The organism is Marinobacter sp. F4216 (genome assembly GCF_019931195.1).
Taxonomy (GTDB): domain Bacteria; phylum Pseudomonadota; class Gammaproteobacteria; order Pseudomonadales; family Oleiphilaceae; genus Marinobacter; species Marinobacter suaedae.
The window spans coordinates 326929-348800 of record NZ_JAIOUO010000003.1 but is presented as its reverse complement, the minus strand read 5'-3'; the positions used below and the strand labels follow the sequence as shown (position 1 = coordinate 348800).

The following is a 21872-nucleotide window of genomic DNA, read 5'->3' as shown; positions in this document are numbered from 1 at the left end:
CCCTGGAGGCGGGTTTTTTCGTGAATTAAACAGGACGATTGGGGTAATATAGTCGCCCGTTTTAAACGCGTGATGGGCATTTGGTACTGATGACCGGCTCCGCTGGTTGTGAGATGTGCACCATCGCCCGATAACACTGACAGAGATGCTGGAGAGTACAGATGGCCGATTACCAGGCGCCTTTGCGTGACATGCGCTTTGTATTGAATGAAGTTTTCGACGCGCCCTCACTGTGGGCTTCCTTGCCCAAGGTTGCGGAAAACGTAGATCCGGAAACGGCCGACGCGATTCTGGAAGAGGCTGGAAAAATTTGTGGTGGCGTGCTGGCGCCACTGAACCGCGAGGGTGACGAGCAGGGCAGCAGCTGGAATGACGGCGAAGTCACTGCGCCAGAGGGTTTCAAAGAGGCTTACCAGACCATCGTAGAAGGCGGCTGGAACGGCCTGGGTGGTAATCCGGAGTTTGGCGGTATGGGTATGCCCAAGACCCTGGTTGCCCAGTTCGAGGAAATGATGCAGGGCGCGAACATGGCCTTTGGCCTGGCGCCGATGCTGACAGCCGGTGCTTGCCTGGCGATGGACGCCCACGCCAGCCAGGAACTGAAGGAAAAATACCTGCCGAACATGTACTCGGGCGTCTGGTCCGGTGCCATGGACCTGACCGAGCCGCACGCCGGTACGGACCTGGGCATTATCCGCACCAAGGCTGAGCCAAACGGCGATGGCTCCTTCAACGTGACTGGCACCAAGATCTTTATCACCTGGGGCGAGCACGACATGGCGGAAAACATCATCCACCTGGTGCTGGCCAAGCTACCGGATGCGCCGAAGGGTCCGAAGGGCATTTCCCTGTTCCTGGTACCCAAGTTCCTGGTTAACGACGATGGTTCCCTGGGCGAGCGCAATACCCTGAGCTGCGGCTCCATTGAGAAGAAGATGGGTATCAAGGCGTCTGCCACTTGTGTGATGAACTTCGACGGTGCCAAGGGCTGGCTTGTTGGTGAAGAAAACAAGGGCCTGGCGGCCATGTTCACCATGATGAACTACGAGCGTCTGGGCGTGGGAATCCAGGGTATTGGTGCCGCTGAAGCTTCTCTGCAGAGTGCTCGTGAATACGCCATGGAGCGCATTCAGAGCCGTGCCCCGACCGGCGCACAGCAGCCTGAAAAGGCCGCTGACCCGATTCTGGTGCACCCGGACGTGCGCCGCATGCTGCTGACCATGAAGAGCTATGTCGAAGGCGGCCGCGCATTCTCGACCTACGTTGCCCAGTGGCTGGATATCGCCAAATACGCGGATGATGATGAGCGTCGCGAGCATGCAGAAGGCATGGTTGCTCTGCTGACTCCGGTTGCCAAGGCCTTCCTGACCGATCGCGGTTTGGAAACCTGTATTGCGGGTCAGCAAGTGTTCGGTGGCCACGGCTTTATCCGTGAGTGGGGCCAGGAGCAGCTGGTTCGTGATTGTCGTATCACCCAGATTTATGAGGGCACCAACGGTATCCAGGCTCTGGACCTGATGGGGCGTAAGGTTGTTGCCAGCCAGGGCAAGCTGTACGAGCTGTTTGCTCAGGATCTGGCGGCCTTTATCGAAGTGAATAGTGGCGACGAAGCGTTGCGTCCGTTCCTGGAGCCTCTGGCAGCGGCGTTTGAGCGTCTGTCAGACGTGACCGACTTCGTTATCAACCAGGCCGGTGATAACCCGGATGTGGTTGGCGCAGCTTCTGTGGACTATCTGGACCTGTTTGGTCTGACTGCACTGGGCTACATGTGGGCCAAGATCGTCAAGACTGCAGCCCCGAAAGCCGCCGATGACGCCTCCGGCTTCTATTCAGGCAAAGTAAAAACGGCGCGTTTCTACTTTGATCGCCTGTTGCCGAAGACGGTGTCTCTCGCCGAAGCGATCCGCAGCGGCAGTGACTCCATGATGGCGTTGACCGCTGACGAGTTCTAAGCGGTCAGAAGCGCAATAAAAAAAGCAGGCCCTCGGGCCTGCTTTTTTTATGTCTCTATCCGGTCTGCTACAGTCTTTCGATTCGGTTCGGGTTGGTGACAAACGGATTCTCGTTACCCTGGACTTCGGCAATTTTGCTATGACGGCTAAGCTCTGTGTCGTCGGGCGGGTCCTGGCGATTCCAGTCTTTGAATATCGGAGGGCGTCCCAGCCAGGGCAGGCCATAGGTGTCTACCATGTAAGCCATGGTGCGCGCCACATCCCCTTTTACCCGTTCGGGTGGTTCGAAAAAGCCTGCCTGCTCCTTAATGCCGCAGTCTTCGCTGTTGGCGTGGGAGTCAAGCTGCTCGTAGCGCACGGTTTGCCGCTTCATTTCCAGTCGGCTTTTGACCGGTACCATGTTGTGCAGGTCTGAGGCTATCTGTCGGTATCGGTTGTCCTGCTCGCACTGGCGTGATGTCCCGCAATCGAGTGCGGTGCGAATGTCTGACAACGGATAAATATAGCCATCCTGGAGCATGAAGCCTTTCTTCTTGAACGCTTTTTCACAAAAGAAAGAAGTGCCACCGGTGGCATAAAGGTTATTCCAGAACTCGTTTTTGATCACGGTATCTGGATCACTGAAACGAGTGTTCTGGCCAATCACAACACCGGTGGCAACCATCAGTGACAGGGTGGTTAGAGTCTGGATGTATTTTTTCATACGCCTCGTTCACCTCGCAGGGTCGGTGAGCGCCATTTCTTGGAATTGTTCGATGTCTGAACGATGGGTCAAAAAAACTGACGCTTTGTTCAGTTTGCATTGTAAAGTATGGCACACGGGGAATTTTCAACTGAATCTATCCAGTTGATAAATGTGTGCTTTTGTTAACCTGTTAACGCATTATTTCAGCTTGTTTCGAAGCTCTTCGTAGTTGTCCTTCAGTGTTTTGCCAAGCCGTTCGGCCGCTTGCCGGGTTTCCTGGGAAGCGTTTTCGGCGTCATGGAAAATGTCCTCCATTTTGGCTCGAAAGCGATCCCACTCTTGCTCGAGGTCGTCCCATTCGTCCTTTACATCCTCCCGGGCAAGGTGGATCTGAACCCGGGCCTCATCGCGATACTGTTTGATCTTTTCGGTCAGTTTTTTCAGTTCTTCTTGAAATGACATGGCAGGCACCTCCCGGGCTGGTTATATCCTAACCATGCTCCTTGGCGTAGAAAGGTTCAAGATGGCAATTGAGCCAAAAGCCGATAACGAGAGGCGTTTTTGATCCGGATCAGTTTGGGCGTGCGAGGAAGGCTGAAAGATCGCGGAGGTGATGCCACGGCGGCAAATCGCCGAAGCCTTTGGCCGCACGATCAATCCGGGCGCACATTTCGAGGGCGTGATGAAGCTGGGGCGGGGTGAGTCGTCGGGCAGCCTGCTCAATGACTCGGGCACGCTGGGGTTGAAATACACCCCGCTTTTTCAGGAAGGCTGATGCGTTTTCGCCCTGACTGGCGGCGCTTTTCAGTTCCAGGGTGAGGTTTAGATCCCGAGTCAGAACGGTCAGCATGCCAAGAGGGTTCTCGCCCTCCTGCTGGAGTACGCCGATCATTTTTGCCGCATGGGGTGCACGGCCGGCAAGTAATTCGGTTGCCAGTTCAAAACCGTTAAAGCGTGAACTGTCCAGCACTGCTTTTTCCACGGTTTCTTCATCAATGGTTTCGCCATTGGTCAGCAACTGCAGACGGTCCATTTCCTGGCTGGCGGCCAGCAGGTTGCCTTCCAGTCGTTCGGCAAGCATGGCCAGGGCTCCCTGGGTCAGGTGAAGGCCCTGGCGGGTCGCTCGTTGCTTCAGCCAGCCCTGGAATTTGTCCGCATCAACAGGCCAGACGGGGACATGGACCCCCTTATTTTGCAGAGACTTGTACCATTTGCGCTTTGTCTCCGCGGCGTCAAGGCGGGAGCTGATCAGCAGGAGGATAATGTCATCCGTGGGTGCTTCCAGGTACTGCTCCAGAACGTCCTTGCCTTTCCCCACCTTGCCATTGGGTAGATGGATTTCGATGCGCCTACGCTCTGCGAACAGCGACATAGCATTGAACTCATCGGCGACGGTGCCCCAGTCAAGCTGGTTGTCTGCGTGGAAAGTCAGCCGGTCCTGAAAGCCTGCGTCCCTGGCGGCCTGTCGGATTTGGTCACAACACTCCTGAACGAGCAGGGGTTCGTCACCAGAAATCAGGTAAACGGGAGCGAGGCCTTTTTTCAGTAACTGCGGAAGCTGGTTGGCCTGAGTCTTCATGGTGAGGTCGAATCCGTTTCTTCTGCATCAATTGAAGCCTCATATTCTTCCCTGATCGCGTCAATCCGTTCGTCCGTCAGTGGCGCCAGACGAAAAATAATCTGCTGGGCAAGACGCTCATCGAGTTGAATGCGCAGGGTTTCCTCTTCCTGTCGCTTGGCCAGAACGTTGGTCTCGTCATAACGGTAACTTTCACTGGCCGTGAGGCGAGTGTCGGCAATAAGGGGAATGCGGTCGGCACTGGTAAGGCTCATGTCCACCGAATGCCGGAGTGTGTACTCCGCAGCAGAGGCCTGGGCCGTGATGGCGGATGCCCGCCGGTTTCGCTGGAAATTACTCAGATTGAGCACGAACGCCGCATCGGCTGGCGACTTGAGTTCGACCTCGCCCAGTTCCAGCTGGCTTCGGACCGCGTTGCACAGAGTGTCCTGAATGTCCTGGCTGCAGGTCACAGCCAACGGCTGCAGGGCAGGGGATACCGGTGGCGCGCCGCGCAACTGAAAACCACAGCCAGTCAACCCTGCCAACAGCAGTGCTGCAGCCGGTCGGGCCAGTGTGCTGGTTATCGGTGCGCGGCTCATGGGCATTGATCAGTTCGCTACGATGTTGACCAGTTTGCCCGGTACTACGATGACCTTGCGAACGGTCTTGCCCTCGGTGAAACGAACCACGTTTTCGTTTTCCAGAGCAATCTTTTCCAGGTCGGCTTTAGCAATGTCAGCCGGTACTTCCTGTTTAGCTCGGACTTTGCCGTTGACCTGCAGAACGACCTGGATTTCGCTGCGAACCATGGCCTTTTCATCCGCCACCGGCCACTGGGCATCCACGACCGGTGTCTCGTGACCCAGAGCCTGCCACAGGTTGTGGCAAACGTGCGGTGCAATCGGAGACAGGAGCAACACGGCGGTGTTCAGGGCTTCCTGACGCACAGCACGGCTCTGGGGCTCGTCATCGTTCAGCTTGTTGACGTCATTCAGCAGCTCCATCACCGCTGCAATAGCCGTATTGAACGTCAGGCGCCGGCTCAGATCGTCACTAACCTTGGCAATGGTCTCGTGAGTCTTTCGGCGCAGATCTTTTTGCTTGTCAGTCAGCTCGGCGGCATTGAGCGTCGGGGCTGCACCTGCGGCGGTATGCTCGCTAACCAGACGCCACAGGCGTTTGAGGAATCGATGGGCGCCTTCAACACCGCTGTCGGACCACTCCAGGGACTGCTCGGGGGGCGCTGCGAACATCATGAACAGGCGAACGGTGTCTGCACCGTACTGGTCGATGATGGCTTGTGGGTCGATGCCGTTGTTCTTGGACTTGGACATCTTGGTGACGCCGCCGGCAATGACCGGTTGACCGTCTTCCTTGTGGGTGGCCTGAATGGGCTGGCCCTTGTCGTCCCGCTCTACCGTGACGTCAGACGGGGCAATCCACACCTTGCCGCCTTTCTCGTCTTCCCGGTAGTAGGTTTCGGCCAGCACCATGCCCTGGCACAGCAGGCGCTTGAAAGGTTCTGAACTGGTGACCAGGCCCACGTCCCGCAGCAACTTGTGGAAGAAGCGGGCGTAGAGCAGGTGCAGGATGGCGTGCTCAATGCCGCCGATGTACTGGTCAACCGGCAGCCAGTAGTTGGCAGCGGACGGATCCAGCATGCCCTTGTCGTAGTTTGGGCTGCAGAAACGGGCGTAATACCAGGACGACTCCATGAAGGTGTCGAAGGTATCGGTCTCCAGCGTCGCCGGCTGGCCTTCGAAGGTCGTCTTGGCCCACTCCGGATCGGCCTTGATAGGGGACTGAACGCCGTCCATTTCGACTTCTTCGGGCAGGCGAACAGGCAGCTGGTCGTCAGGAACCGGCCGCTCGGTGCCGTCTTCCAGAGTCATCATTGGAATAGGGGCGCCCCAGTAACGCTGCCGGGACACGCCCCAGTCACGCAGTCGATAGTTCACGGTGCGTTTGCCGATGCTGTGTTCTTCAAGGTACTCGGCGATGGCATCGAAGGCCTCTTCGCTGGTCAGGCCGCTGTACTTGCCGGAGGATACCAGGGTGCCTTTTTCGGTGAAGGCGGCTTCCTGGACGTCGATTTCACGACCATCCCGGGCGGCAATGACTTGCTTGATCGGCAGGCGATACTTGCGGGCAAATTCGTGGTCACGCTCATCGTGGGCCGGCACGGCCATCAGGGCGCCGGTGCCATAGTCGGTCAGAACAAAGTTCGCGATCCAGACCGGAATCTCTTCCTGGGTAAGCGGGTGGACGGCCTTGAAGCCGGTGTCGATGCCTTTCTTTTCCATGGTGGCCAGTTCCGCTTCGGCTACCTTGCTATTCCGGCACTCGTCGACAAATTCGGCGACGTCCCGATGCAGCTTGGCGGATGCCTTGGCCAGCGGATGCTCGGCGGACACGGCCATGTAGCTGACACCCATGAGCGTGTCCGGGCGAGTGGTGTAAACCGTCAGGCCGTCGTGCGAATCCTTGAGAGGGAAGGTCAGCTCGGTGCCGACCGACTTGCCGATCCAGTTGCGCTGCATGGTTTTGACCTGGTCCGGCCAGTCATCCAGCTCGTCCAGATCGTTGAGCAATTCTTCGGCGTAATCGGTGATGCGAATGAACCACTGGGGAATTTTCTTCTGTTCCACCAGGGCACCGGAGCGCCAGCCGCGGCCGTCAACGACTTGTTCGTTGGCCAGTACCGTTTGGTCTACTGGATCCCAGTTGACCGTGGACATCTTCTTGTAGACCAGGCCCTTCTCGTACAGGCGGGCAAAAAACCACTGTTCCCAGCGATAGTAATCCGGGCTGCAGGTGGCCAGTTCACGGTTCCAGTCGTAACCGAAGCCCAGCTGCTTGAGCTGGTTCTTCATGTAGTCGATGTTGGCGTAGGTCCATTTGGCCGGTGCGGTCTTGTTGGCAATGGCGGCGTTTTCCGCCGGAAGACCGAAGGCGTCCCAGCCCATGGGCTGCATGACATTCTTGCCCTGCATGCGCTGGTATCGGGAGATGGCATCGCCGATGGTGTAGTTGCGAACATGCCCCATGTGCAGTTTGCCGCTGGGGTAGGGGAACATGGACAGGCAGTAGTATTTTGGCTTGCCCGGCTCTTCCTTCACTTCGAAGGTTTTGTTTTCTTCCCAGAAATTGCGGGCATTCTGTTCTACGTTACTCGGATTGTATTGCTCGTCCATTCCTGCCATTACCAAAGTTACCCTATAACAAAATGATGTTCGGAGCGGCCGGACATTCTAACGCACCAGCGCCCCGACAGGTAGTCTGCCAATCCGCGAATCCTGTGCCATGATTAGGGATGCTGATTGTCCGTGCCAGGCCTGCGCCTGCAGGCGGCACCTCCCTTCCGGACGGTATCAAGGAGTCGTTATGAGCGAACCCGAACGTAGCCATCTTTCAGGAAAAGCGCTGGAGGTCTATGACCGGATGCTTGAGCGTGTCCAGACCCGGCTGAAAACCTTGCCTGATATCACGGTCCAGGCCCTGGAGGACGAGGTGCAGAAGGCCGTGGAGTTCGAATATGAGCTTGAGGAGATGACGAGGGAAGAGTCAGATCTGTTAGGCGCTTACCTGGAACGGGACCTCAAGCACCTGATGCATTTCATGGAAGAAACCGGAGAAGGACTCGAAGAGTGGCTGCAGTTGGATATCGCCCTGCTGGAGCACCAGCTAGCGGACCGGCTGTTGTCGGTCGCGGACAAGACCCTGGTCGACACGCTGGAGCTGAACCAGAAACTGGATAACACCGATGCGGGCCATTACATCTCCGGCGAGGTGGCTACGGCCGGCATGTTTCGCTGTCTGAACTGCAGTCACATGCGCTGCCTGACGGCCACCAGTCATCTGGAACCCTGCGAAGCCTGCGGTTCCCACTACTACGAACGGGTTACGAGCCGCTGGCCGAAACAGGAGGAATGATCCGTTCCCGCACAAAGACCACCAGGATCAGCGCAATGGTGAGGGCCGGCCAGGAGCCGGTCTGCATGAACGGCGTCATGCCCTCAGCCGAGTAGACTTCCCCGCGCAGGGTGACCCGCTCGAATTGCGGCGTCGATTCGGTGATTTTGCCCTTGTGGTTGATAATCGCCGTGACTCCGTTGTTGGTGCCCCGGAGCATGTAGCGCCCTGTTTCCAGTGCCCGCATCCGGGCGATCTGAAGGTGCTGTAGTGGGCCGATCGAAGCGCCGAACCAGCCATCGTTGCTGATCGTCAGCAACAGACCGGATTGACGGCTGTTGAATGCGACGAAATCCGGATAGGCCACCTCATAACAGATAAACGGCATGATCTTGGCGCCGCCTGCCTGAAGGGGGCTCTGGTATTCCGGGCCCCGGCTGAAGCTGCTCATTGGCAGGTCGAAGAAGCCAATCAGTCCTCGCAGCAAGCCCTCCAGAGGCACATACTCGCCGAAGGGCACCAGTTTTTGCTTGTGATAAATGCCTTCCCCTTCGCCGATTGCCATGATGCTGTTGTGGAAGGTGAAGTCTTCCAGGCGTTCGCTGAACCCGTACCAAGGGATGCCGGTAATCAGAGTGCTGTTGTCTCCCAGTCGATCGCTGATGTGATCGATGATCTGGCCGGCCTGATCGTGCGGAATGGGAATGGCGGTCTCGGGCCATAGGATCAGGTCGGTGTTCCATTGCCCATCGGTCATACCCAGGTAGGTGACGATCTGGTCGCGCAGAAAGTCCGGATCCCACTTGATCTGCTGGGGGATGTTACCCTGCATGGCCGCAAAGCTGGTGGGTTCGTCGCTGAGGCGAGTCCATTCAACCTGCTTCAGTTGCGGGCCAGCCAGCCACGGGATCAGAGCCAGCGCCAGAGTAGCGGCCGTCGCTCCCCAGTTGCGATAGCGGGCCAGCCAGCAGGCGCCATAAATTGCTGCGCCGGTAGCCGTGATCCACAGGGTAATGCCATGCACGCCCACCAGTGGCGCCCATCCGCCGAGCGGGCCGTCCGTGTGGGCGGTCCCCAGGTAAAGCCAGGGGAAGCCAGTCAGCAGCCAGCCGCGCAGCCAGTCGCCCAGAAGCCAGATACCCGGAAACAGAATGAGGCGACGAACGCGGTTTTCTCTCGCCAGTTTACCCCAGAACCAGAAAGCCAGGCCGTGGAACAGGGCGAGCCCGGCGACGAAAATGGCTGTCAGCAGCACGGCGACGGGAACGTTCGTATTTCCGTATTCACTGATGCTGATATAGACCCAGCTGGCGCCGGATCCAAACAGTCCGAGCCCCGTGAGCCACCCCGCCTGGAAAAGCTTTTCCGGCGCTGCCGGTATGGTGACCAGCAGGATCAGGAATGCCGAAAACGGGCCGAGCCACCAGTACTCAAATGGCGAGAACGTAAATGTCTGAAATGCTCCGGCGGCCAGCAGAATCAAGGCTGCCAGCCAACGATTGCCGGAGAGTGGGAAGGTCAGCCCCTGGGGAGCGTCTGGGTTATGGCTCAACTCGGTTTACCTGCAACAGTCGGATGACGCGGTTATCGGCGTTGGCTATGGTAAAGCGCAAGCCACCGAATTCAACCGTTTCGCCTCGTCTGGGCAGGTGACCGAACTCCTTGAGAACCAGGCCGCCAATGGTGTCGAACTCTTCTTCATCCAGTTCGGTCTCGAAGAACTCGTTGAAGTCTTCAACGGGAGTTACGGCTTTGACGGTGTAGACTCCGTCTCCGCGACCCTTGATGTGGGTTTCTTCATCGAAATCGTGCTCGTCTTCGATTTCGCCGACGATTTGCTCCAGCACGTCTTCAATGGTGATCAGGCCGGCTGTGCCGCCGTATTCATCCACCACAATGGCCATGTGATTGCGATTTTCCTTGAACTCCTTGAGCAACTGGTTAAGGCGCTTGCTCTCAGGAACAAAGGTCGGTGGGCGGAGAATTTCCCGGATGCTGGACCAGTTCAGGTCGTCGTTCAGCGCCAGGGGCAGCAGGTCTTTGGCCAGCAGTACCCCGACGACGTCGTCCTGATTGTCACCAATGACGGGAAAGCGGCTGTGAGCGGAGTTGATGATTTCGCCGAGGAATTCCTTGGGCTCCTGGGAGGCCTTGACGGTGACCATCTGGGAACGCGGGATCATGATTTCTTCCACGCGCATGTCGATCACCTGCATCGCACCTTCGATGATGCTCATGGCATCGGTATCGATGATGCTCTGGGACTCTGCGTCCCGGAGGATTTCCAGCACGTCCTCGATGGACTCAGGCCCGCTGGAGAAGGCCTGTGATATACGTTCCAGCCAGGACTTGTTGCCCTGGCTGCGACTCGACTGGTCGTCGCTCATGAGTCTTTTTCCAATTCCTCTGCTTCGTAGGGGTTACCAAATCCGAGCTGGCCGAGCAGCTGGACCTCGAGGGCTTCCATGACCTCGGCATCCTCGTCGATCACATGATCGTAGCCCTGTAAGTGCAGCATACCGTGTACGACCATGTGGGCCCAGTGGGCCATTAATTCTTTATGTTGTTCCCTGGCTTCTTTTTCAACAACTGGCGCACAAATAATGAGATCGCCCGCCAATGGAATGGTTATACCCGCTGGTGCCTCAAATGGAAAGGACAGGACGTTGGTTGGGTTATCCTTACCCCGATATTCCAGATTCAGTGCCTGGCTTTCCGGTTCGCCAACAATGCGGATGGTGACCTCGGATGGCTCGTCGCCTTGCCAGGCAAGATTGGCCCAGCTTTCAAGGTGGGCTGGTTCCGGAATGCCGGGCTGCTCGTAAGCATCCTGCAAGTCCACCGTCAGCTTGCTCACTGGCTGCTGCCTCCGTCATCGAAGGCATCGTAGGCCTCGACAATCCGCTGCACGAGAGGGTGCCGGACAACATCCTTGGCGCCGAAGCGCGTGAAGCCAATGCCCGAGACTTTGCTCAACACGCCGGCGGCGTGGATCAGGCCGGAATTTTGCCCGCGGGGCAGGTCTACCTGAGTGGTATCGCCGGTGATCACGGCGGTGGAGCCAAAGCCGATGCGGGTCAGGAACATTTTCATCTGCTCCCGGGTAGTGTTCTGGCTTTCATCCAGGATGATGAAGGCATTGTTGAGGGTTCGGCCGCGCATGAACGCCAGCGGGGCGATTTCGATGACGCTCTTTTCGATCAGCCGCGTCACCTGGTCAAACCCCAGCATCTCATAGAGGGCGTCGTACAGGGGGCGAAGGTAGGGATCGACCTTCTGGGCCAGGTCGCCAGGCAGGAAGCCGAGCTTTTCGCCAGCCTCAACTGCCGGGCGCACCAGCAGGATTCGCTTGACCTGTTCGTCCTTCAGGGCCTCGACCGCGCAGGCCACGGCCAGCCAGGTTTTGCCAGTTCCCGCCGGGCCAATGCCGAAGTTGATGTCGTGGGTGCGAATGTTGTGCACGTACTTCTGCTGGTTCGCGCCACGGGGCTTGGCCTGGAGTTTCGGGGTTTTAATGACTGTCACAGCGCCATCGTAGGGCACATCTTCGGGCAGGCGCTCCAATCCGGTTTCCCGGATGAACAAGTGGACGGTGTCTGGTTGCAGGTCGTCCGTGGCTTCGGTTTCACGGTAGAGGTGTCGAATTACTTCAATGGCGGCGGCAACATGCTCGGTTTCGCCCTCGATTCGGAAATGGTGCCCCCGTCGGCCAACCTTGACGTGCAGTCGGCGCTCGATGTGTTTGAGGTTTTCATCGAACTGGCCGCACAAAGTGGCGAGTCTGCGTTGATCTGCCGGATGCAGGTCGAACTGTCTGGAGTCGTGGGTGCTCAAGAATGCTCCGTCGTGCTGCCCGGCAAGTGCCGGGCGTGTTGAAGGATTTACTTAATAATGGACCGGTTCTGGAAAGTCTGTCGACTTAATCAGTGCAGCTGATCGTCCACCGGTACGCCCCGCAGGGAATTGGGGAATGCGTCGACAATCTCCACATCAATGAAGTGACCGACCACATCCGGGTTGTCGTGGCGGAAGTTGACGATCCGGTTGTTCTCGGTGCGTCCGGCGAACTCGCCCGGGTCTTTCTTGGACAGGCCGGTGACCAGAATCCGCTGGGTGGAGCCCACCATCTTACGGCTGATATCCATGGCCTGCTGGTTAATTCGCTGCTGAAGAATGCTCAGGCGCTGCTTCTTGACGTCCATCGGGGTGTCGTCCGGCAGGTCAGATGCCGGAGTGCCCGGTCGGGCGCTGTAAATAAAGCTGAAGGACACGTCAAAACCGATGTCGTTGATCAGCTTCATGGTGTCTTCAAAGTCTTTGTCGGTTTCGCCGGGAAATCCGATGATGAAGTCGGACGAGAAACTGATGTCCGGGCGGATCTTCCGCAGGCGGCGCAGCTTGGACTTGTATTCCAGTGCGGTATGACCGCGTTTCATGGCGGCCAGGATTCGGTCGGATCCACTCTGGACCGGCAGATGCAGGTGGCTGACCAGTTCCGGAACCTGTTCGTAGACGTCGATCATCGCATCGGTAAATTCCACCGGATGAGACGTGGTGTACCGAATCCGGTCGATGCCATCGATGGTGGCGATCAGGGTGATCAGTTCCGCCAGGTCCATGACGTCGCCGTCGTGGGTTTCGCCACGATAGGCGTTGACATTCTGGCCCAGCAGATTCACCTCACGAACACCCTGGGTGGCCAGGTGGGCGACTTCGGCAATGACGTCGTCCACCGGTCGGCTGACTTCCTCACCACGGGTGTAAGGGACCACACAGAAGGTGCAGTACTTGCTGCAGCCTTCCATGATGGACACGAATGCCGAGGGGCCGTCCGCACCCGGTTCGGGCAGTTTGTCGAACTTCTCGATTTCCGGGAAGCTGACATCCACCACGCCAACGCCGTTACCCTTGCTGCGAACCTCAGTAATCATGTCCGGCAGGCGATGCAGGGTCTGTGGGCCGAATACCATGTCGACGTAGGGGGCTCGCTCGATAATTGCCTCGCCTTCCTGGCTGGCCACGCACCCGCCCACGCCAATGATCAGTTCCGGCTTGCTGTTTTTCAGCGACTTCCAGCGGCCAAGCTGGTGAAACACTTTTTCCTGGGCTTTTTCCCGGATAGAGCAGGTGTTCAGCAGCAGGATGTCCGCGTCCTCGGGGGTGTCGGTCATTTCGACCGCTTCGCCGGAGCGCAGCAGGTCTGCCATGCGGGATGAATCGTATTCGTTCATCTGGCAGCCATGGGTTTTGATGTACAGCTTCTTGGCCATGAGTCTCAACGTATTCTGGTGGATGTTGCGCCGGACGAGTCGTGTCGACTGAGTGCTACAGAAGGCGCGGTCAAAAAAGGGACGGCGTATTATAGCGGTCTGCCTATTCTTCAACCACCGTTGTCTCGGCTTGTTGCTAGTTCAATGTGGTATGATGCGCGACTTTTCAAGTACTGACACCGAAGACCATGACCCCTGAACGCCTCGCCCGCATCAAGCAAATCCTTGATACACGCCAGCCTGATATCAGTGTGTTAACCGATCAGGTTCACAAGCCGCGGAACCTGTCTGCGATCATCCGGTCCTGTGATGCGTTCGGGCTGGCTAACATGCATGTGGTCTGGCCAAGGGAAGGATTCCGTGCTTTCCGCAAAACGGCGGGGGGCAGTTACAACTGGGTGACGACCCATACCCATCGGACCATGGACGATGCCATTGGTTACCTCAAGGGGCAGGGCCACAAACTCTACGCGGCACAGTTGTCGGACCGGGCCGTGGACTACCGAGAGGTGAATTTTACCGTACCCTGCACGGTGATCATGGGCAATGAAGTGGATGGTGTCAGCGCGGGTGCGGCCGATCAGGCGGACGAGCATATCGTGATCCCGATGATGGGGATGGTGGAATCGCTCAATGTGTCCTCGGCCTGCTCGATCATCCTCGCCGAAGCCCAGCGTCAGAGGAAGGCCGCCGGGCTCTTTGATGCCCGGCGGCTGCCGGACGACGAGTATCAGCGTCTTCTGTTTTGCTGGTGCCAGCCGACGGTGAAGCGTTACTGCGATGACCGTAACCTGCCGTATCCGCCGATTGATCCGGAAACCGGCGATTTGATCGACGGCGTCGGTTGGATGCAGGAAGTCAGAAAACTGAGGGCTAACCGTCCAAGGTGGGACGACGAGCCTGCTGCCATCGAAGAAAATTTAGATTAAAAGCCATACCTGCTTGTCCAAATTCGCGCTGGGATGTGATGCCTTTTCTGTCGGAAAAAATGTTCGAGCGAAGCGAGTTGTTTTTCCAGAAGGAAAGGCTTTGCAGCCCGGCGCAGCCCCTTACCGGCCGGCTACCAAGCAACAACCGACGAGTTTACTCCTCGCGAGCTTCCAGATAGCGCTGAAGCTGTTCCCGCAGCGCCTTGGGCAGTCGGGTTATGGTCAACGCGTCCTTGTCCTTGTCGTAATACACCGCCTGGTTCACCAGATCCGAGGAAAACGACACACTCATACCACCGCCGGAGCCAGCGATGCGCACCAGCTTTTTGACCTTGCGGTGATCCGGGTGAATCACGCCGCTTTCCGGCAGTTCGGTATTCTTGCCGGCAAACTCCTGGAAGCGCTGAGGGGCACTTTCGTCCAGGTATTCGGACAGGGCGCCGATTTCTACCGGCTCACCCAGGGCATGCTGCTCCTTGCAGAATTCATAGGCCTTGGTGCGGACCTCTCCGGCTTTTTCCGGCTCCGAGGTCTTCGCGAACGCTTCCACAGCATCCAGGAATGTCAGGGTTTCCTTTTCCACGTCCACCTGATTGGTGAATCCCGCAAGGCGGATAAACAGTTCGCCTGGTTCGCCTGTGCCCCGGCCGTGGAGTAGCGTCAGGTAGTTGTCGCCGCTGTTGTCGCCAAGCCAGTCGTCCAGCTCTATGCGCATTGCAAGATTCAGGCGCGAGAGGCTCAGGACATCGGTGGCGTCGAGAGTCTGGCTGCCATCGAAGCGCAGCGCACTGTCGGTTTCCATGATCAGCAGATAAACCACCTCGGCATCGGCCAGGGCCTCGTGGACAATCATCAGGTGCCCCTGAAACTCTTCCTGGCAGCCGGTCAGCAGCTCCTGCCACTGGCCGAACAGGCGGTCCGTCAGTGAATCGAAGCTCTGCTTGTCCTGAAGATAGTCTTTCAGCCAGGCGCCGAACGGACTTTCGCCGATATCATCGGTGAAACGGCCGTACTTTTTGCCTGGCTTGCTGTTGAAAAGCCGCTTCATTTGCTTGTGAAGAGATTCGTAATCGCCACCTGGCTCAGTCAGAGCGTCCCCGGCGTTCAGGCGGGCGGGCTGGCCTGGCTGATACTGGCTGGCGAATGCGGTGCGGAGGTGTTTGATGGCCATGCTCGGACTCTCTTACAAGGGGTGCAATAAAAAAGCCCCGGAGGCGTCTGGCCTGCGGGGCTTTGGATTACCCGAGGGTCAGATGCGCTTGCTCCGGATCAGATCCTGAACCAGTTGGCTGACGGCGGCAGGAATTTCCTGTTCGCTGTCTGCGGAAACGGATGCAGAGGCTACATCGGAACCGAGGTTGACCGCAACGGCAATCAGCCCGTGCGCGGATAGCAGCTGAGCAGCACGACGGCGGTCGTCAGCATCACCGGTGTTGTCTTCAGTGAGAACGACGGACGTCTTGCCATGGTCGAACAGGGCGCGTTCGACCGCCAGCGCCAGGGATGTGGCCTGCTTGCCTCCGCAACCTACGATGGCGGGCTTCTGTGCCAACCGGCGTTCGCGTTCCTCGGTGCTGACGGGCTCGAAAGAGCTGGCCTTGTCCGCCTGTCCGGCAATCATGCCGGCACCCACGGTGATGTTGGTGAGCCGGTCAATGACGATGAAGCTGCCCGTCGCATGGCTGCCCGGATAGTTGTCATATGCTACGGGCTGATTCAGTGTCAGCTCGCACAGGCCAATTTCGTTGAGTGCCAATTGTGATGGATTGGCATTCTGCTCCAGCGTATTCACATCGGTCTGATGGTGGATTTTCTTGATGGTGCCGGAGGTGAAGTTGGGGCCGAGCTTGATGTTGTACAGGCGGCCGGTTTCCAGTGGGGCGTCGGTCATCCAGACGATGTTGGCGTTAAAGTGGTTGTCCACCTCAGGCTCGTCGCCAACCTTGACCAGCATGTCGCCACGGCTGACATCGATCTCGTCTTCCAGGGTCAGGGTAACCGCCTGGTCAATGTAGGCCTCCTCGAGATTGCCATCGAAAGTGACGATGTCCTTCACTTTGCTGGTGCGTCGGGAGGGTAGGGCCATGACCTCATCGCCCGGGCGGATAACTCCGGAGGCGATCGTGCCGCAGAAACCCCGGAAGTTCAGGTTGGGCCGGTTGACGTACTGGACCGGAAGCCGGAAGTGCTCCATGTTCTTATCCCGGGAAACCTCGACGGTTTCCAGGATTTCCATCAAGGGCTGGCCGGTAAACCAGGGCGTGTTCTCGCTGCGGTTTACAACGTTGTCGCCTTCCAGCGCAGACATGGGGACAAACCGGATGTCTTTCAGGCCGAGTTTGGCCGCAAAAGCGAGGTAGTCGTCTTTGATTTCATTGAACCGCTGCTCGCTGAAGTCCACCAGATCCATCTTGTTGACGGCAACGACGATGTGGCGGATGCCGAGCAGTGAGGCGATGTAAGAGTGGCGGCGGGTCTGGGTCAGGACGCCGTGGCGCGCATCGATCATCAGAATGGCCAGCTGGGCCGTGGATGCGCCGGTGGCCATGTTGCGAGTGTACTGCTCGTGCCCCGGTGTATCGGCAATGATGAACTTGCGCTTGTCGGTGGAGAAAAAGCGGTAGGCTACGTCGATGGTAATGCCTTGTTCACGTTCCGCCTGCAGGCCGTCTACCAGCAGGGCCAGATCGAGCTTCTCGCCGGTGGTCCCCATCTTGGCGCTATCGGTCTTCAGGCTGGCCATGTGATCTTCGTAGATCATCTTGGTGTCATGGAGAAGGCGGCCAATCAGGGTGCTCTTGCCATCGTCCACGCTGCCGCAGGTAAGCAGACGCAGCAGTTGCTTGTTCTCGTGTTGACTCAGGTAGGCCTGAATATCTTCGGCAATCAGATCAGACTGGTGTGACATCTTAGAAGTACCCTTCCCGCTTTTTCTGTTCCATGGACCCGGCAGAATCGTGGTCAATGACCCGGCCCTGACGCTCAGAGCTCTTGGCCAGCAGCATTTCCTGAATAATGTCCGTCAGCGTGTCGGCTTCGGATTCAATGGCACCGGTGAGGGGGTAGCAGCCCAGGGTACGGAAGCGAACCGATTTCATCATCGGGGTTTCACCCTCTTTAAGAGGCATGCGATCGTCATCCACCATGATCAGTGTGCCGTCGCGCTCAACCACCGGACGCTTGGCGGCGTAGTAGAGAGGAACGATCTCGATGTTCTCCAGGTAGATGTACTGCCAGATATCCAGTTCGGTCCAGTTGGACAGCGGAAAGACCCGGATGCTCTCACCTTTGTTGATCTTGCCGTTGTAGATGTTCCAGAGTTCCGGACGCTGGTTTTTCGGGTCCCACCGATGATGTTCGTCCCGGAAGGAGTAAACCCGCTCCTTGGCCCGGGATTTTTCTTCATCGCGGCGGGCGCCACCGAAGGCGGCGTCAAACTTGTACTTGTCCAGAGCTTGCTTGAGCGCCTGGGTTTTCATGACGTCCGTATGCTTGGCACTGCCGTGAGTAAAGGGCCCGACGCCCTGCTCAACACCTTCCTGGTTGGTGTGCACGATCAGGTCCAGACCATATTCCTTGGTCTTGCGGTCCCGGAATTCGATCATCTCACGGAATTTCCAGGTGGTGTCGATGTGCATGAGAGGAAACGGCAATTTGCCGGGGTGGAAAGCCTTGCGGGCCAGGTGCAGCATGACCGCAGAGTCCTTTCCGATGGAGTACAGCATGACCGGATTGTCAAATTCCGCTGCGACTTCCCGGATGATATGGATGCTTTCTGCTTCCAGCTGCTTCAGATGGGTCAGATTGTATGTGGTCATGGTGTTCCGCTGTTGTTTCACAGGCCTGCCAGATGTTTGAGAGCCCGAGTATATCAGAGGGGTGCGAGGAATAATAAGGTGCCCAAGTAGATGTTTGGGTTATAAAAATATAGCTGCGTAGAGCAGATTAGGAGGTTGGGCGGGTTATCAGATGGTCTTGGAGTCGGCCAGTAGCTCGGCTACGTAACGGTCCACGTAATCGAATCCGTTGCCTTCAAATTCGGAGAAGTTAATGCCGAGATGAAATTCATCTCGAGCAACGCGGCGCATATGCACGATATTGCAGTCGGCCACCACGCTGACGGGTTGGTGCGCCAAAACGGGAACCGAGAAGGCAGTCTTGACCGCTATCCAGTGGCCCGGGGCCGGGGATTGTTGGGTGGGGATCAGCTTTTTGATGTCCCCCCGGTTGCAGGAGATCATCACGCCCGAGCGTGATAGGTTAATTGTCGTGCATGTCAGTTTGTCGCCACTTTCGGTTTCTACGGCAATGTCGAACTTGACGTCGACCCGCTGTTGGTTCCGAAGATTACTTTTAATGGCAACTGGTTTCATGGTTACTCGATTGGCGTGACTGGTTTTAATGGACTCTGCCTTTCCCATAAATCCCATCCGGAGAGACGCTTAGGCTCGAAAAGTTTAGATGTTTGATTTGCGCACGGCAAGATTCGTGTCGCCCATTGTGTCAGATTTGCTGCAAAAAAATGAACATGGATTCACAAAAAATGCACACCGATGGGAATTTTTCGATTAGTGGTCTTTACGCATCCGCTTTAAGGACGATGCGTGCTGCAGTGTGGTTCCATGGTGGGGTAAAATCGGCGTTTTCATTCATTCGGGAGTTTGCGAAAAACTCCGGGGACTCAGTTTGGTTATGACAGAAAAATCTCGCGATACCGACACTGGCAGTGGAAAGGTTGGCTTTATCAGCCTTGGATGCCCCAAGGCGTTGGTGGACTCCGAACGTATCCTGACCCAGCTTCGGCAGGATGGCTACGAGGTTGTGCCCACTTATGATGATGCTGATGTGGTGGTAGTGAATACCTGCGGCTTCATCGACTCTGCGAAGCAGGAGTCCCTGGATGCGATAGGCGAGGCGATGAATGAAAACGGCAAGGTAATTGTCACCGGGTGTATGGGCGTGGAAGCCGACCGAATTCGGGATACCCACCCGGGTGTGCTTGCGGTGTCGGGCCCGCAGGCCTACGAGGAGGTTGTCGGTGCAGTTCATCGGTATGTGCCGCCCCAGAAAAAGCACGATCCGTTTGTCGATCTGGTTCCGCCCCAGGGGGTCAAGCTGACGCCACGGCATTACGCCTATCTGAAAATCTCTGAGGGCTGCAACCATCGTTGCACCTTCTGCATCATCCCCTCCATGCGCGGTGATCTGGTCAGCCGGCCGATTGGCGACGTCATGGATGAGGCCAAGCGTCTGGTGGATGCCGGGGTAAAGGAGTTGCTGGTCATCTCGCAGGACACCTCAGCATATGGTGTTGATATCAAATACCGCACCGGTTTCTGGCAAGGGCGCCCGCTCAAGACCAAGATGCAGGCATTGTGCGAGGCGCTGGGGGAGATGGGCGTCTGGGTGCGTCTCCATTACGTGTACCCATACCCCCATGTGGACGACATCATTCCTTTAATGGCTGAAGGAAAGATTCTTCCTTATCTCGATATCCCGTTCCAGCATGCCAGTCCGAAAGTCCTGAAGGCCATGAAGCGACCGGCGCATGACAGCAAGACGCTGGATCGCATCCGAAAATGGCGGGAAATTTGCCCGGAGCTGACTATTCGCTCCACCTTCATTGTTGGTTTCCCTGGCGAGACGGAGGAGGATTTCCAGTATCTGCTGGACTGGCTGGAAGAGGCGCAGCTGGATCGAGTTGGCGCGTTCAAGTACAGCCCCGTTGAAGGTGCCCGCGCCAATGAACTGGAGGGGGCGGTTCCCGAAGACGTCAAAGAAGAGCGACTCGAGCGTTTTATGGCGAAGCAGGCTGAAATTTCTGCCGCCCGCCTGCAGTCCAAGATCGGTCAGACGATTGACGTATTGATTGATGAGGTGGACGAAGAGGGCGCTATTGGTCGTTCGAAGGCGGATGCGCCGGAAATCGATGGTATGGTCTACCTCAACGAAGAAACCGACCTGGAGCCGGGGCAGATCGTGAAGGCCGTGGTGGAGCACGCGGACGAGCACGATCTGTGGGCGAGTCTCGTGCATTAAGGGCGAAGGTCAGCCTGCAGTAAACGAAAACGGGCGCCATAGGGCGCCCGTTTTGCTCTCTGAAGTAAGAGTTACCCGCCGAGTTTCTTCAGCAGAATCTCGTTGAACAGTTTCGGGTTGCCCTGGCCTTTGGAGGCTTTCATCAGGGGCCCCATAAACCCGCCGAGCATCTTCTTGCGTTTCTTCGGGTCCTCTTCATTCTGGAACTGGGCCACCTGATCCGGCATGCCGGCCAGAACTTCATCCACCATGGCTTCCAGAGCACCGGTATCGGATACCTGTTTCAGGCCCTTGGCGTCGATGATGGCATCCACATTGTCGCCGTTGCCGGTCCAGAGTGCTTCGAAGACCTTCTTGGCGCCCGCCGACGACAGGGTGTTGTCGGCAATGCGCACCACCAGATCGCCAAGCTGGGCGCCGGAGATGGGAGACTCGGTGACGGTCTTCTCTTCGGCCTTCAGTCGGGCTGAAAACTCGCCCTGAATCCAGTTGGCCGTCAGTTTCGCATCCTTGCCGTGGGCCGCTGCCTCCTCAAAGAAGCTTGCCAGTTTGGCATCGCTGCTCAGCAGGCTTGCGTCGTAATCGTTCAGACCATACTGACCCTTGAAGCGCGCCTTTCGGGCGTCCGGAAGTTCCGGCAGACGTGCACGGGCATCCTCAATAAAGCTGTCGTCGATTTCGATGGGTAGCAGGTCCGGGCAGGGGAAGTAGCGATAGTCGTTGGCTTCTTCCTTGGTGCGCATGGAGCGGGATTCGTCGCGGTCGCCGTTGTACAGCCGGGTTTCCTGCTCGATTTTGCCACCGTCTTCCAGGATGTCCATCTGCCGCTCGACTTCGTGGGCGATGGCCTGTTCCATGAAGCGGAAGGAGTTCAGGTTCTTGGTCTCGGTGCGGGTGCCAAGCGTGTCGGAACCTTTCGGCTTCAGGGAGATGTTCACGTCAAAGCGCATGGAGCCCTGAGACATGTCGCCATCACAGATGCCCAGCGACGTCACTATGCTGTGCAGTTTTCTGGCGAAGGCGACCGCTTCTTCGGCGCTGTTCATATCCGGCTCTGTGACTACTTCGATCAGCGGCGTGCCGGCCCGGTTCAGGTCGATACCGGTCATGCCGTGGTAGTCCTCGTGCAGGGACTTGCCGGCATCCTCTTCCAGGTGGGCGTGGTGAATGCGTACGCGCTTGGTTTCGCCGTTGGCCAGATCGACGTCCACATAGCCAGGGCCGACGATGGGCTTGTCCAGTTGGGTCGTCTGATAGCCTTTCGGCAGGTCCGGGTAGAAGTAGTTCTTCCGCTCGAACACCGAGCGTCGGCCAATCTCGGCATTGACCGCCAGGCCGAACATTAACGCGTATCGAAACGCGTTTTCATTAGGTACCGGCAGCGTACCGGGCATGGCCAAGTCGACCGCGCTGGCCTGGGTGTTGGGTTCGGCACCGTAAGCGGTGCTGGTGCCGGAGAAAATCTTGGTCTGGGTGGCGAGCTGAACGTGAATTTCCAGCCCGATCACGATATCCCACTGCATG

General features: G+C 57.5%; 19 protein-coding genes. 4 read left to right on the top strand and 15 right to left on the bottom strand.

Features of this window, described 5'->3' with window-relative positions:
• Window positions 1-161 precede the first annotated feature (161 nt).
• The gene (locus tag K8I84_RS07025; RefSeq protein WP_223794026.1) at window positions 162-1952 is read left to right on the top strand and encodes an acyl-CoA dehydrogenase C-terminal domain-containing protein; all 1791 of its coding nucleotides are present in this window, start codon (window positions 162-164) and stop codon (window positions 1950-1952) included.
• A 67-nt stretch (window positions 1953-2019) separates the two neighbouring features.
• On the opposite strand, the gene K8I84_RS07020 is transcribed toward K8I84_RS07025, so the two are convergent.
• The 5 genes from K8I84_RS07020 to leuS all read right to left on the bottom strand — a co-directional run bounded on the left by K8I84_RS07020 (window position 2020) and on the right by leuS (window position 7392).
• A complete protein-coding gene (locus K8I84_RS07020; RefSeq protein WP_223794025.1) occupies window positions 2020-2655 on the bottom strand; it encodes an endonuclease in 636 nt (211 codons plus the stop codon).
• Between the two features lie 180 nt (window positions 2656-2835).
• Entirely contained in the window at window positions 2836-3099 is a 264-nt protein-coding gene (locus K8I84_RS07015; RefSeq protein WP_223794024.1) for a hypothetical protein, read from the bottom strand.
• A gap of 109 nt (window positions 3100-3208) precedes the next feature.
• On the bottom strand, window positions 3209-4216 hold the full coding sequence (gene holA, locus K8I84_RS07010) for a DNA polymerase III subunit delta (RefSeq protein ID WP_223794023.1): 1008 nt from the start codon (window positions 4214-4216) through the stop codon (window positions 3209-3211).
• On the bottom strand, window positions 4213-4797 hold the full coding sequence (lptE, locus tag K8I84_RS07005; RefSeq protein ID WP_317848207.1) for an LPS assembly lipoprotein LptE: 585 nt from the start codon (window positions 4795-4797) through the stop codon (window positions 4213-4215). The genes holA and lptE overlap by 4 nt, the downstream gene beginning before the upstream one ends.
• Window positions 4798-4806: 9 nt before the next feature.
• On the bottom strand, window positions 4807-7392 hold the full coding sequence (gene leuS, locus K8I84_RS07000; protein WP_223794501.1) for a leucine--tRNA ligase: 2586 nt from the start codon (window positions 7390-7392) through the stop codon (window positions 4807-4809).
• A 190-nt stretch (window positions 7393-7582) separates the two neighbouring features.
• Between leuS and K8I84_RS06995 the strand changes: the two genes are divergently transcribed.
• Window positions 7583-8131 (top strand): zinc ribbon-containing protein, encoded by a 549-nt coding sequence (locus K8I84_RS06995; protein ID WP_223794021.1) that lies wholly within the window; start codon window positions 7583-7585, stop codon window positions 8129-8131.
• On the opposite strand, the gene lnt is transcribed toward K8I84_RS06995, so the two are convergent.
• From lnt to miaB, 5 genes are all read right to left on the bottom strand, one after another.
• Entirely contained in the window at window positions 8100-9662 is a 1563-nt protein-coding gene (gene lnt, locus K8I84_RS06990; protein WP_223794020.1) for an apolipoprotein N-acyltransferase, read from the bottom strand. The two genes, K8I84_RS06995 and lnt, sit on opposite strands and share 32 nt — an antisense overlap.
• Entirely contained in the window at window positions 9652-10497 is an 846-nt protein-coding gene (locus tag K8I84_RS06985) for an HlyC/CorC family transporter (RefSeq protein WP_223794019.1), read from the bottom strand. Before K8I84_RS06985 ends, lnt begins: the two co-directional genes overlap by 11 nt.
• Window positions 10494-10967: an rRNA maturation RNase YbeY gene (gene ybeY / locus K8I84_RS06980; RefSeq protein WP_223794018.1), complete on the bottom strand. Its 474-nt coding sequence runs from the start codon at window positions 10965-10967 to the stop codon at window positions 10494-10496. Before ybeY ends, K8I84_RS06985 begins: the two co-directional genes overlap by 4 nt.
• Entirely contained in the window at window positions 10964-11944 is a 981-nt protein-coding gene (locus tag K8I84_RS06975) for a PhoH family protein (protein WP_223794017.1), read from the bottom strand. Before K8I84_RS06975 ends, ybeY begins: the two co-directional genes overlap by 4 nt.
• Window positions 11945-12033: 89 nt before the next feature.
• Window positions 12034-13380: a tRNA (N6-isopentenyl adenosine(37)-C2)-methylthiotransferase MiaB gene (gene miaB, locus K8I84_RS06970; RefSeq protein ID WP_223794016.1), complete on the bottom strand. Its 1347-nt coding sequence runs from the start codon at window positions 13378-13380 to the stop codon at window positions 12034-12036.
• A gap of 188 nt (window positions 13381-13568) precedes the next feature.
• On the opposite strand from miaB, the gene trmH reads away from it, so the two are divergent.
• Window positions 13569-14309: a tRNA (guanosine(18)-2'-O)-methyltransferase TrmH gene (trmH, locus tag K8I84_RS06965; RefSeq protein WP_223794015.1), complete on the top strand. Its 741-nt coding sequence runs from the start codon at window positions 13569-13571 to the stop codon at window positions 14307-14309.
• A gap of 154 nt (window positions 14310-14463) precedes the next feature.
• Here the strand turns inward: trmH and K8I84_RS06960 are convergent, their stop codons facing one another.
• The 4 genes from K8I84_RS06960 to K8I84_RS06945 all read right to left on the bottom strand — a co-directional run bounded on the left by K8I84_RS06960 (window position 14464) and on the right by K8I84_RS06945 (window position 18730).
• Complete coding sequence (locus K8I84_RS06960) at window positions 14464-15480, bottom strand: nucleoid-associated protein (RefSeq protein ID WP_223794014.1); 1017 nt, start codon at window positions 15478-15480, stop codon at window positions 14464-14466.
• A 78-nt stretch (window positions 15481-15558) separates the two neighbouring features.
• Entirely contained in the window at window positions 15559-17217 is a 1659-nt protein-coding gene (gene cysN / locus K8I84_RS06955) for a sulfate adenylyltransferase subunit CysN (RefSeq protein ID WP_223794013.1), read from the bottom strand.
• A gap of 1 nt (window position 17218) precedes the next feature.
• Entirely contained in the window at window positions 17219-18127 is a 909-nt protein-coding gene (gene cysD, locus K8I84_RS06950) for a sulfate adenylyltransferase subunit CysD (protein ID WP_223794012.1), read from the bottom strand.
• A gap of 147 nt (window positions 18128-18274) precedes the next feature.
• A complete protein-coding gene (locus K8I84_RS06945) occupies window positions 18275-18730 on the bottom strand; it encodes a PilZ domain-containing protein (RefSeq protein ID WP_223794011.1) in 456 nt (151 codons plus the stop codon).
• Window positions 18731-19001: 271 nt separating this feature from the next.
• Here K8I84_RS06945 and rimO point away from each other — a divergent pair, with 271 nt between their 5' ends.
• A complete protein-coding gene (gene rimO / locus K8I84_RS06940) occupies window positions 19002-20348 on the top strand; it encodes a 30S ribosomal protein S12 methylthiotransferase RimO (RefSeq protein ID WP_223794010.1) in 1347 nt (448 codons plus the stop codon).
• 71 nt (window positions 20349-20419) lie between these two features.
• On the opposite strand, the gene gatB is transcribed toward rimO, so the two are convergent.
• Window positions 20420-21871, bottom strand: a complete 1452-nt coding sequence (gene gatB / locus K8I84_RS06935; protein ID WP_223794009.1) for an Asp-tRNA(Asn)/Glu-tRNA(Gln) amidotransferase subunit GatB — start codon at window positions 21869-21871, stop codon at window positions 20420-20422.
• Window position 21872: the final 1 nt, after the last annotated feature.